The sequence below is a fragment of the Cyclonatronum proteinivorum genome (genome assembly GCF_003353065.1).
GTDB lineage: Bacteria > Bacteroidota > Rhodothermia > Balneolales > Cyclonatronaceae > Cyclonatronum > Cyclonatronum proteinivorum.
In genome coordinates, this window is record NZ_CP027806.1 from 3857409 (window position 1) to 3870071 (window position 12663).

The window sequence follows — 12663 nt, forward strand, 5'->3', positions numbered from 1 at the left end:
TATTATGATTCTTACACATCATTGGCTATGCCATTGGTATTGGCCAGCTTTCTGCGGATCATATCCAGTAAATCCCTGTTTTGCAATTGCTGCAGCTCAAGCATGCGATCCCAATCCGTAAGGCGTACGCGCGCTTCTTCCCTGCCGGAGGCCAGTAAATTCTGCCCTATCGTAACAACAAGATCGCCTGCCTGTATGCCGCTAACCCCGGATACCTGCCTGCCCTGCGCTACTATGGTAACGGGCATAAAAGCCATGCCTGTAGGACCGATAATAGGACTTCCTTCCGCTGTGTCAACCTGCTCACCAAGCTCTGTAAGCGTTGCACGGTCTGCAACAAAAACGCCTCTGCGGCCATCGTTAGGATTGGTAAACAGTGCTGTATTAGGAATGAGTACGGCCTGCTCGCTTTCCCCGTAGAGAATGTCGATGGTTACAAACATACCGGAACGAAGAAGACCGTCCGGGTTACTGAGCTCAATTTCTGCTTCAGTTGAGTTTGTGACGGGGTTAATAAAAGGCGAAATACGGGTGAGGGTAGTTTGAATAACTTCGCCGCCGAATGCAGGAGATGTAATGTTTACCGTCTGCCCGGGCTGAATGTAACTCAGCATGCGCTCGGTGAGCGAAATCCGGATATTCATCATTCGGGTATCGCCGATTTCAAACATGCGCGTCGATGGGCTGGCGAGCTGACCGACTTCGACATGACGCGTACCCACAAACCCATTTGTAGGTGCGCGGACTACGGTATTCTCAAGATCAGAGCGGCGCTCTTCCAGCACTGATGCGGCCTGTGACTGCTGTGCAAGCGTAAGCTGATGGGCAGCTTCTGCCGCTTCGACTTCAGCTTCAAGCTGTTCTACTTCAAGTTCACTTTCGAGATTGCGTACGCTTAGGGTTTGTACGCGGGATAGCCGTGATTCAAGCCGCTGCACATTGGCCCGCGCCTGCCGTACCTGCGCATCTGCGATCTGAAGTCCGGCTTCTGCCTGTCGTACCCGTTCACGGGCTTCGGTATCCCGCAATTTCACAAGAGGCTGCCCGCGCTGCACCTGATCTCCGCTGTTTACCAGGATTTCAGTTATGGGTGCGGTGATTTCCGGAAAGACTTCCGCCTGATTACGTGCTCGCACAACGCCGGTCAGGCGTTCCTCTAAGGGCAATGAACCCATTACAGTAGGTATCACTTCGACTGTCGGAACATGCCCACCCCTGCGTTGCGTCTGATTTTCATCTTCGCTGCTGCAAGCCATAGCCCCCAATAGAATACATGCGACAAACAGCGATGGGTATAATTTCTTTTGTATAGTCACTTGAGAATAAAATGATTGAATGTTTTGTTGTTGCAACAAATGTTTTACGCTACCTTAATTCTCAAACTTGCGATTTAGTTTGATTGGTGCTGTAAAAGCTTTTTAAGCGCCTTTTAAAGTAAAAGTAACTGTGCCGCACGACACAGCATTTTTTATAGTTGAATTATGTATCAAAAGGTCATAGGGTGCTTATATTAGCACATCGCTAAACCGTAATGTGTACTGAGTTGCTTTTACTTTCTGATTGTCTGTTTCAGTGACATTCAGGACTTATCAGCGTTATTTTCGCAACAATGATCCCCGTTTAGCAGACTTATTTTGGACTCTATGCTTCCGTTTTCACCATAATCTATCTCATTGCCGCTATGCACGCCTTGATTTCTGTTCGTGCCCTTTCTTTTACATTTATCCTTTCATCTGTGATGCTTCTGTCGTGCTTTCCGGAAGCCAAGCAACCGTTACCCGAGGAGATACAGGTAACCACCGAGCTGGCTTCCCTCCCCGCGGAACCAATCAGGATGGACTCTTTCGGGCTACCGGAAGAACTTTTTGAAGTCACCGAGCGACGTGTCCGGAACGGCGAAACCCTGTCAGCTATGCTTGCACCCTTCGGACTTGGGAGTCAGCGGGTACACGAAATCGTGCAGGCTTCGCAGGATGTTTTTAATGTGAGGCGTATCAACTCAGGCAGACCGGTTCATTTTTATGTGAATCCTGAAACCGAAGAGCTTTCCTTTTTTGTCTATGAAAGCAGCAATCGGGAGTATGTCGTTTTTGACCTGAGTGATGAAGTTTCCGTGCATGTGAGCAGCCGGGAGATCACCCGCAAAACACGGCACATCTCTGGTGAAATCAACGGCTCTCTGTACGTATCTCTGACGGAACAGGGCGGAAGTCCGGCACTGGTTTCGGCGCTTGCACAGGTTTATGCCTGGCAGGTAGATTTTTACCGGATTCAGCGCGGCGACAGCTTCACTGTGGTTTATGAACAGCTTTATATTGATGATGAGCCTGTTGGAATCGGCCGCATCAAAACGGCACACATGAACCACCGCGGGACCGATTATTATGCAGTCTTCTTTGATCAGGGCGACACCGGACACGGAACTTATTTTGATCTGGAAGGCAACTCCCTTCAGAAAGCTTTTTTGCGTGCTCCGCTTGATTACACCCGCATCAGTTCCCGGTTTACGAACCGCCGCTATCATCCGATTCTGCAGCGGAACATGCCGCATCATGGTACCGATTACGCAGCGCCGGTTGGCACGCCCATCCGCGCGGTTGGTGATGGCGTGATTACGCACGCGGCCTTTGACCGTAACAACGGGAACTACATCCGGATACGGCATAACAGCGTGTACGAAACCGGATATCTGCACATGAGCCGCATGGCTGCCGGCATGAGACGCGGCACAACCGTACGGCAGGGTCAGGTTATCGGCTACGTTGGCGCGACCGGGCTTGCTACCGGGCCCCACCTGTGTTTCCGCTTCTGGCAAAATGGTCAGCCGGTTGATCCCTATCGTGTAGAAATGCCGCCATCCGAGCCGGTTGAGCCGCGCTACCGCTTTCAGTTTACCGCGGCGAAGCACGCGGCCCTTGTACAGCTTTTCCCGGAGAAACACCTGCACGGCCCGCAACTGCACCTTGCCGCTGCTGACCTGCTGCAACATCCGGCTGCCCTTCAGTCTCTGGTTTTAGTTCAGTAAAACCCTGCGCAGGGTCACTTCATTATTTGAGCCAGGCTTTGATTTCAAAGTCTGGTTTTTTTTGGACTGTTGAAAGAGCCCATGATTCCATCTTCAGATCAGTACAGTTTGAAGAAAAAAGGAGTTTGGGACAGCGCAGGGTTAACCCGGATCTTTCAGACACGAATATGACAAGGCACGAAAGTCGGGCATGCCCGGAAACTCGGGTACTGCGAAAAAAAGCAACGCCTTCATCTTTGATTTGGGGACTCAGAAGCTGCCGCGAAAGACCGTGATGTTCTCTGAGTTTTCCCCAAAATAAAAAAAGCCTGAATCCGGAAATCACGGGGCTCAGGATGATACTGCCGGATTCATCTCCCCGCGCAGCGCAGCGCAACGTGCTGGCGTACGGAACATCCGAAAAAAAGAAAGCCCGTCGGAAGACCTTTGTTGCAAGGATTCCGGCGGGCTTTAGCGGGTTGCGTTTTCAGGAAGCCTGACTACAGCTTCCTGATTCAGCTTTATGCTATACTGCTGGTATTACTTCACGAGGGTCATTAGTCGGGTGAAGCTTTGTCCGGCCGTTTCGAGGCGGTAGATGTAGGTACCGCTTGACAGGGCCGCAGCGTCGAAGCTGAGGGTGTGTGTGCCTGCGCTGTAGGTTCCGTCAGCCAGAACTGCTACCCGGCGGCCTTCCAGTGTGAATACGCTGAGATTTATCTCAGCTGTTTCGGGCAGCTCGAAGGAGATGTTGGTGACCGGGTTGAACGGGTTGGGGTAGTTCTGATTGAGTGATATTACGCGCGGCAAATCCGTCTCTGGTCCGGTAGAGGTCGGGGTTGGGGTACTGAAGGTGAAAGCCTCGGACCATACGCCTGACCCGCCAATGTTTACCCCACGAACGCGCCAGTAGTAGGTTGTGGCTTCTTCGAGCCCTGATATGGTTGTGTTCAGCTGCGTGATGCCTGTACGGCTCACGACCGGATTGCTGAATGCGCTGTTTTCGGCAACTTCCACATCGTAGCTTGCAGCTGACTCAACCGCTGCCCATTGCAGGGTGATAAACTGCGAGGTAACTTCTGTGCCGTTGGAAGGCTGCAGGAGGGTAGGTTCTGTAGCCGGGGCAGCCATGATGGTCGTAAATGATGAAACGGAGGACCAGTCGCCAACAAGACCTTCATTGCTGTTGATGCCGCGCACACGCCAGAAATAGGTTGTTTCCGGAACGAGCTCTGATACCACTACAGAGGTGCCGCTGAGTCCGTCGAATTCAACTGCGTTGTTCTGGAAATCCTGTGAAGCGGAGACCTGAATATCGTAGGTTGTTGCGGCAGAGGCAGCCGACCAGGAGAACGAAAGGTCAGTGAAGGAGACGTTTTCCGCATCATTAGCGGGCTCCATCAGGGTGGGTACGCCAACGACGAGCTCGCTAAGCACGGGAACCATAGCAGATTGCAGAACGGCACGGCTTGGGCTGTTGGTTGTTGGCTGTACAAATGCGACAACCTTGAGGTTATCAGTATCCCAGCTCTCGTTCAGATCGTGGTTGTACGAGACAGTCACTGTTTGACCTGCTGTGAGCTCAACGGGCACGCCCACGGCACCGTTAATCATATCACGATGTACAAAATCCTGGTTTGTGGAGCCGTTAGGTCCGTTGTAGGCAATGTTGCGCTCAACAATAGCCAATCGCAGGGAGAGTCCCTGAGCGGGCCAGTCCGCACCGGGGAGGCGGGTCATGTTTACCGTAACATCAACACTACCGTTGTTCAGAACCGCTACCATACTCATATCCATAGGTGCCGCAACGGATACGCGATTCTGAATGGCGTTCCGCCAGCTTGTCCATGTGCTGCCAAGCGGCGTACCGTCAACCACCCCGGTTGGGGCGGCATTCGCACCGTAAAAGGAAACACGCGGGTTTACAGGGGTTGGATTCTGATGATAGAAAATACAACCACTGCCGGGCCACCAAACGGGATACTTGATCACACTTACGCGGTCAGCGTGTTCGAAATTACTAAGCCAGTTGTCAAAACCTACCGCGGCAGGTAAACAGGGCGGACAGGTTGTTGAGGTAAAAATCTCGACCATTACATGACGGTTGTCATTGGCCTGAGCCTGCTGCGACAGTACAGCTGTAAAAAACAGCGTAAGGGCAGCAACAATCAGAATTGTAGAGAGCTTCTTCATAGGATTGCTGTGGTTTGTTGTTAGGGAGATGGTACCGCAGGGGCGACAGCACCGCAGGTGAACATAAGGAAAGGTTGTTTGGAGGCAGGATAATCTTAAGATAAAATCAGAATGAGCTGATCAGGCTGAGCCGCATGCCCGTGAAAGCGTTGACGAAGCGGCACACACCGTTGGTGCATACGAAACCGCCTCGCTCTCTGCCGTAACTTGCCATCACCGTGTGGGTGTTGCCAATGCGCCAGGAGCCCTCGGCCGTGTACCAGAATTTTTCTCCGCTGGGATCGAATTCGCTGGTGGTTGTTTCAATCCGGCCCCCGAAAGAGAAATCAGGGGAACGCGCAATCTGCAGGGAGAGCATTTGGCTGTAGTAGTCGCTGTCGTCGCCATATTGCGTGTCGCGCACGAACTGATGCTCAGAAATTACTTTCACACTCCATCGCGGCGAAAAGGCATACTGCGCGTCGATTGCGAAGGTGTTGGCGAATACCCGCTGACTGAATTCCGGAGCGAGTGCCTGATAAAACAAGCGGTTGCGGTGATTATAGGCGACCTTCACATACGACATAAAATCCGGGAAGAGGTATTCGATGTGTCCGTAGTATTCCCAGTAAGGATCACGGGCATCGGCGCGGCCCGGCAGCCAGGTCGGACCTTCTTCTTTTTTGAAGAATTCAAAATCTTCTTCATCCCACAGCCAGCTGTTGTGCAGCGAAGCCATCGCAATACTGCTGTTTAGGGTGATGTTGTAGGTTGGGGAATAAAAGGCTTCGAGGAAAAAGCCTACTTCATCTTCAAAATTAACAAGGTGCGGGTCGCGCGTCATCAGACTGTAGGAGTGTTCTTTGTGCGCAATGGGCGGACTTTGAAACGGGCTCATGCGGGTATTGCGAAGCGGGTCGCCGGCACGCGCAAACGGATCAACCTCATCATACCTGTAGTTCTTGTATTCAAAGGTAACGCCATAGCCGGGTCCGCTATGATTTACCGCAGCGTAAAAACCTCCACCGGTTGTGCTTGTGGTATCGGCAAAATCAATGAGCCGGAGGGTTCTGTAGTTGTAGCCCGCTGTCACCCGTGCGAAGGGGAACCTGAAGCTGACGTACCCTTCGGGTATAAAAATTTCTGCCTGATCAGGTTCTTCAGAAAACAGGGACGGCATAGTACCATCAGCATAGGTATAAGATCCGCCTATGCGAAGCCGCTGCTGCGGACGAAGCTCAAGCGCTGCAGAGCGGAGCCGGTAGTTTTCCTCCCGGATACCACCGGGATCGTCGAAGGTGAGATGTTCAAGGTAGTTGATAGTACCCGCGAGTGCTTTCACCCGAAACAAGTCGTGTTCGTAAGTGGCGCGTATCCCGTCGAGGCTGGTATCATACCGGATTACGCGGTCTTCGAAAAGATTCAGCGACATACCGCGGTTGTGGAGTGCGAATAAATCGCCGATTCGCACATCGAGGCCATCCCGCTGATAACCTATGAAACGGCGCCTGATACCAGAGAAATCGGGTCCGTATTCTGCCGGATCGCTTAGTTCAAGCCGAAAGCCGATGATCACATTATCCGCTAAAATGCGCACATCCGTGAAGTTCTCTAAGTATTCCTTTTCGGCTTTGTCCATACCGAGGTTCTGGACTTCTTCGCCGAAACCGTAATTGACGATATTATTTACCGAGACCTGAACCTGCTGTGCCTGCGTAAAGGTAACTGTGTAAAGTGTAATGAGAAGTACAGAGCAAATGACCCGCCGTAACTGATTCATCAATAAAGGTGATAATCTTTGAAAGTGAAATGAGAAAAGCACCCCGCCCCTGAAGCATGCAGGGGCAGCTTTTTGTAAAGTGCCGTTTGGAGTGGATGGATGTTACTCAGCCGCTATAAGCTGCTGAACCAGGTCTTCGATTTTGCGCTCGTCACCGGGCAGGAATCCGGAATCAACCTGAACAATGGTGCCATCCTGCGCTACCATAAGCGCATAGGGCAGGCTTCTGCCGTTGAGACGCTCGAACACCTGCGCGCTCGGATCGAGCAAAAGTGGCATGTCGTAGCGCTGACTCCGCCAGTACGACTCAACCCGCGACAGGCTGTTTGGGGTATCTGTATTGATGACAAGAAGGGTGAAGCCTGCTTCACGGTAGGCATCCCAAATCGGCCTGAGGGTACGCAGTTTGTGCAGACACGGCTGACACCACATGGCAAAGAAACTGATGTAAACCGGACCTTTATCCAAATACTGCTGTAAACTATGGCGATTACCATCAAGATCTTCCAAGGTAAAGTTTACAATTGTATCAGACTGTGCATACACCTGTTGCGAAGGAGCCGTAATGGCAAGCAGGCAAACCGTACAAGCCACTAAAAATAAACTGTATAATAGATTGATTTTATTGGTTTTGCTTACCTGTTCCATGTATTGAGAAATTTTCTAAAAGGGTTGGTAGGAATCATAAATCACGTATTCAATGAATTAACAACTTCATTTAATTAAATCCAAACCCTTTAAAGGCTTATCCGCATCCTTCTGCTTACATTCTTTGGCGTCATCTCTTTCAGGGCTTTAAAAGCGGTTTTTATATTTTTCCTGATGTCGCAATGGTGACTGCCCGGCCTGCCCGATATGTAAAAACGGCGAACGATTTCCGGCATCATATTTATTGAGATGAGCTGAGCCATCCAACCTTTGATTCTAATTGCCCGCCCCATGCAAACGCAGCAACTGCTTAACCGTCCGATTTTTTTTCTGGAACCCGCCCTCATTTTTCATCTTATGGACGCCAATGCCGTCATTCGTCTGAGCCCGGGAAGCAGCGAAGATACCCCAAAAGCGGAAATGCTGCCCGAGAAGACCAAAGCGGGTGAATCCTGCGCATCTTATGATCAGGACGGCATCCGTATTTATGTATCTGAAAAGCTAAAACTGCCCCCGGCTGCGCAGGTTTCCATCATGCTTAAAAAAGGATGGTTCAGCAAATCTGCCGAAGCCCGCATCGTACCCCGTCAGCGGGCAACCGGATTTATGGGAACAAAAGTAAGCACCTGATTCCGGAAAGATAAAGCTGTTAGGTTTTGACCGGTTCTGATCATTGCCTGAAACTATAAAGCTGATCGTTTCTTATTTCTTGTATGCGGGCAAATGAATGATGAATTCGGCGCCGCCACCCATGCGGTCTCTTACGCTAATGGTTCCGCTGTGCTTTTGGATGATACTACGGGTAATGGCGAGTCCAATGCCCAGCCCGAATTCTCCGCCCGCAGTTTTGGTCGTGAAGCTGGAGTCAAAAATTTTTGCTTTGAGGTTGTCGGGCACGCCGGGACCGTCATCAGCGATCGTAACCCAGACCATATCACCGGCAGCGGTACCGCAGTTGATGTAGAGTTTACCGGTGTCTTCCATCGCATCACAGGCATTGATAATGATGTTGGTCCACACCTGATTGAGCTCGCCGACATAACAGCGCACCATCGGGATCTCCGGCAGGTTGACCGTCACATCCACATCGCGCAGACGGTTGCCAATAATCATGAGGGTTTCCTGAATACCAAGGCGGATATCCGCAACTTCGGGCTCGGCACGAGAGTCCCGGCTGTAGCTTTTCAGGCTCTTGACCAAATGTCCGATTCTGCCGGTCGATAGCTTGATACTTCCCAGAAAAACCCCGGCCTGATGGCTGTCCAGCAGCAGGCGGAGCGAGAGTGGTTTTTCGCTGTTATTGGCATAAGGCTCAATTTTTTCGAGCATTTCATTGCTAAGCTCGGCCATATCACGGACAACAGAGCGGCTGAGGTGCGGATATTTTTTCTGTATTTCCCGCATTTTGTTGCGCTGATCACCGGTGGACTGCATCTCGCGGGCAAGGCCGGCTTCCAGGAAAGCGCGGACGAGGCCGGTATCGGGCAGCGCTCCGGCCTGTTCGGCCATTTCGGGCAGCACGCGGGTCAGGTAATCGACCGACCTGAGCAAGGCAGAGGCCGGGTTGTTGATTTCATGCGCAAGACCGGCCGTAAGCTCTCCAAGGGTGGCCATTTTTTCCTGATTGATGAGCAGGTTCCGGGTTTGCTCCAGTTCGGTGATGGTGTTGCGCAGGTTGTTCCGCTCCTTTTCCAGCTCACGCGAAAGTTGCGCGACTTCCATGTGCAGGGTCACAACCCTTCGGTACCGCTCGCTCAGGTTATAAAAAATCAGCCTTTGGATAATTTTACTGATCTCCGGGTAACCATCCTGAATTTTGTCAAGGGAAGACTGTCCGACCCGAAGAACTTCTACCTGCGTGTTGGCACGGGCCGTGGTAAAAACGGGCTGTCCCGTTGTGAAGGAAAGCAGCCCCATAAAATCACCGGGGCCCTGCAAGTCTATGGCAATATCAATGTCATCCAGCTTTTTGAGCTGATTGACGGAGCCGGACAGGATTACAAAAAGCCGTCGGTTATCCTGGTTTTCACGCAGAATAATTTCGCCTTTTTCATAGGTTTGATGATGTCTGGAAAGCAGTTCTGAACCCGGCAGCAGCTCTTTAATCGTCTTCACGAAAGCGTCTTTGTCCATACGACGGCCCGCAGCCCCGTATTCGATACGGTCCATCTGACCCAATACCTGATCCCTGGAATTTCTCAGAATCTGCATCCTGCGTTCATCATTTGCCATAGCATTCGAAGATAAATTTTAACCAAACATTTGGGCTGAAGGCTCTAAAAATACATACCCGAGCTTTTAGCTTCCTGTTAAAAGACTAAAACATGCACCGGCCGGGCCCCACCATCAGGAGCGTGTCACCGGTCGGTGTACAGAGCCTGAATATCAAAAAAAATCAGTAATCAGAAACGCTGCCTCTTGCACGAATGGCTTCCTGTAGCCTGCGCGCATCGAGCGTGCTCATGTACGGCAGCAGATTTTTTTCGGACTCAATCACGAAAGTTGTAAGCTCATCGATGGCAATTTTGACCAGATTATCCGGATCCCACGGCTTAGCAATGTAACGGTTAAGGCGGGCATGGTTTACGGCCTCTATGGTTGCATCCAATCCTGCCTGACCGGTCAGCAGTACTTTCCGGGTCCGCTCCGTGAAAGCCTCGTTCTGCATCTCGATCATAAGCTCAACACCCTTATCGCCGGGCATCACGTGATCACAGATAGCCAGCCCGACCTTATCGCCATTCTCTTCGATTTCCTTAATAATCTCACGCGCCTCCTCCGCTGAAATAGCCATTTCAATGGGGAAAGTATCTTCCAGCGCGGCAAGATCACGAACAACCACATCGAGCACTTCGGGCTCGTCTTCGACACATAGAATATAGATTGTTGACATAATTCAGTCTCCTCTTAGGTTTATAAAAGAACAGCAGGCCAGAACAGCATCGCATAGGCAAGTGCGACAAACAGGCCAATCACCCCGATGATACCACCTACTTTCACCATATCGGCTGTCTGAATATAGCCTGTACTCATGGCAATGGCATTAGGGGGTGTAGAAATCGGAAGCAGCATCGCCATGTTACACGCCATGCCAATCAGGACGGCTGAAATAACCAGGCTGAAGCCTTCACCGGCAATTCCGGATGTTCCCATACTCACCGCCAGCGGTATAAGCAGGGTTGCGGTAACCGTATTGCTTAGGAAATTCGAGAGCATAAGTGCAACAAACCCGAACACCAGCAGCAACATAATCTGCGGCAGCATATCCCAGCTGATGCTCGAAACCAGCCATACGGCCAGGCCGGTGTTTTCCATCGATAGACCAAGTGAGATACCTCCGGCAACCAGCCAGAGCACTTCCCAGGGAAGCTTCCGGATGTCTTCTTTTTCCAGTACACTACTTACCGTGAGCCCCATAATCGGCAGGAAGGCTACCATACCGCTTGGAATACCATGCTGCGCTTCCGTGACCCACAAGATGACGGTCAGGGCAAATACCACATACATCATAATTGCCCGGGGGGATTTATCGAAGGCGCTGTCGAGTTCGAGTTTGAAGCTTTCGATGGTGGGCGGATAGAAAAAGCGCATGAGTCCCCAGGCGACAAGCAGCATTACCACGACCAGCGGGGTAGCAATGAGCATCCATGTACCGAAAGCCAGTTCAATACCTTGCTGATTAAGGGCTGAGATCACAATCGCGTTGGGCGGTGTACCGATAGGGGTCGCCATACCGCCAAGGTTAGCCGCAATCGGAATGCTCAGCGCCAGAATAATCCGGAATTTGTCTTTCACATCAATCTGAAGCGCAATGGGGATGGCGACTGTCATCATCATGGCCGTTGTTGCGGTGTTGCTCATAAAAGCCGAAAGCACGGCGGTTACCAGCATGAGACCCAGAATGATGAACATCGGCTTCTGCCCGAAAGGCTTGAGCAGCACATTGGTAAGGTTCTTATCAAGATTATACTTAACCGCGGCTGCCGCCAGCATAAACCCTCCCAGGAAGAGAATGATGATCGGACTTGCAAGCGTACCCAGAAACAGGGTGTAGGAAGCAGGCGTGTAGCCCACAAGCTTGTGGTTTACATCTGAAACAATGGTTGTGCCTTCGCTCAGCGCCTCACTGCGAACAAAGGTAAATCCGCCTTCAGATTGCACGACCTCAATATCCAGTGCCTCTGAACTGCGGGCGTTTTGTCTGAGCCAAATGGTGGTTCCGTCAACAGCCGTATCCGGGACGCGCCAGACCTGTTCCTGTTCAGCGGCTTGAAGCTGGAATTCAGGCAGGGCTGAATCCTGAAACAGGGGCCCTTGTGTGCTCAGCAGCACAATCTGCAAAAAAATGACCAGCATGGATGTGGCGTAAATCGGAATGGGCTCGAGCATCCAGAAGGAAGCAGCTACCAGAAAAATGCCAAGCGTAAGGTGCCCTGCGAATGACAGGCCGTCAAACTGTACCAGCAAGGGAATCAGGAAGCCGACAGCTCCCAGGGTAAGACCAACAACTGTTTTCGTCCAGTCGGGAAAACGTTTTTTCTTTTTTCTCATATCGTGATTTTGTTCTTCAAATCAAGGCGTCCGTTTCAGCTTGCAGCGCTTATCGCGCAATACTATTTATCAATGGGGTGAAACCGTGTACATGCGATCCTGTGGACCGCTAAACTGTACAGGTCATATTCTAATAATATCATGTGAATTTAAGCTTTTCAGGCACCAATTTCATGTGTTAAATACGCTTAACAAAGCCCGGCAATCGTGCCGGGGCATTTCCCTATCGCAAAACCGCTTTCATCACTACCCCTTTTACTCCTTTTTTTTTGCACCTTTTATTTTCAAAACCGGCAAAGCGCTTCCCGAACATCCTTCCTGTGACGCAGGCTTTTAAACTTGTAAAAACGGTCTTAATTCGGTAATCTGAAAGAATGTGTCCTTTTCCATCCAAAAATCTTCTGACACCCGCTTTCCCAGCGTATTTATTTGCAGGTTTAGCGACTGTCCGGAGCGTTGCGGAGAGGAAGCTTTTCCGGCACTTTAACCTAGATCATTTACGCTAATC

The 12663-nt window shown here is 51.0% G+C and carries 10 protein-coding genes; 3 read left to right on the forward strand and 7 right to left on the reverse strand.

The genetic code is table 11. From position 1 onward, the window contains the following. Positions 1-11: 11 nt before the first annotated feature. On the reverse strand, positions 12-1175 hold the full coding sequence (locus tag CYPRO_RS14725) for an efflux RND transporter periplasmic adaptor subunit (RefSeq protein ID WP_164682840.1): 1164 nt from the start codon (positions 1173-1175) through the stop codon (positions 12-14). Positions 1176-1681: 506 nt separating this feature from the next. Here CYPRO_RS14725 and CYPRO_RS14730 point away from each other — a divergent pair. Then, a complete protein-coding gene (locus CYPRO_RS14730; protein ID WP_114985344.1) occupies positions 1682-3025 on the forward strand; it encodes a peptidoglycan DD-metalloendopeptidase family protein in 1344 nt (447 codons plus the stop codon). A gap of 335 nt (positions 3026-3360) precedes the next feature. Beyond that, positions 3361-3504 (forward strand): hypothetical protein, encoded by a 144-nt coding sequence (locus CYPRO_RS16625; protein ID WP_164682842.1) that lies wholly within the window; start codon positions 3361-3363, stop codon positions 3502-3504. A gap of 40 nt (positions 3505-3544) precedes the next feature. Here the strand turns inward: CYPRO_RS16625 and CYPRO_RS14740 are convergent, their stop codons facing one another. From CYPRO_RS14740 to CYPRO_RS14750, 3 genes are all read right to left on the reverse strand, one after another. Next, entirely contained in the window at positions 3545-5197 is a 1653-nt protein-coding gene (locus CYPRO_RS14740; RefSeq protein WP_114985346.1) for an Omp28-related outer membrane protein, read from the reverse strand. Positions 5198-5303: 106 nt separating this feature from the next. Further along, complete coding sequence (locus tag CYPRO_RS14745) at positions 5304-6956, reverse strand: DUF6029 family protein (RefSeq protein WP_114985347.1); 1653 nt, start codon at positions 6954-6956, stop codon at positions 5304-5306. A gap of 102 nt (positions 6957-7058) precedes the next feature. Further along, positions 7059-7604 (reverse strand): peroxiredoxin family protein, encoded by a 546-nt coding sequence (locus CYPRO_RS14750; protein WP_114985348.1) that lies wholly within the window; start codon positions 7602-7604, stop codon positions 7059-7061. Between the two features lie 291 nt (positions 7605-7895). On the opposite strand from CYPRO_RS14750, the gene CYPRO_RS14760 reads away from it, so the two are divergent. Beyond that, positions 7896-8234 carry a hypothetical protein gene (locus CYPRO_RS14760; protein WP_114985350.1) on the forward strand — a complete coding sequence of 113 codons (339 nt, stop codon included), beginning with the start codon at positions 7896-7898 and terminating at the stop codon, positions 8232-8234. A 72-nt stretch (positions 8235-8306) separates the two neighbouring features. Here CYPRO_RS14760 and CYPRO_RS14765 read toward each other — a convergent pair whose 3' ends face one another. The 3 genes from CYPRO_RS14765 to CYPRO_RS14775 all read right to left on the reverse strand — a co-directional run bounded on the left by CYPRO_RS14765 (position 8307) and on the right by CYPRO_RS14775 (position 12155). Then, on the reverse strand, positions 8307-9836 hold the full coding sequence (locus tag CYPRO_RS14765) for a sensor histidine kinase (RefSeq protein ID WP_114985351.1): 1530 nt from the start codon (positions 9834-9836) through the stop codon (positions 8307-8309). A 163-nt stretch (positions 9837-9999) separates the two neighbouring features. Further along, positions 10000-10497: a response regulator gene (locus tag CYPRO_RS14770; protein ID WP_114985352.1), complete on the reverse strand. Its 498-nt coding sequence runs from the start codon at positions 10495-10497 to the stop codon at positions 10000-10002. 20 nt (positions 10498-10517) lie between these two features. After that, positions 10518-12155: an SLC13 family permease gene (locus tag CYPRO_RS14775; RefSeq protein WP_114985353.1), complete on the reverse strand. Its 1638-nt coding sequence runs from the start codon at positions 12153-12155 to the stop codon at positions 10518-10520. Positions 12156-12663 lie beyond the last annotated feature (508 nt).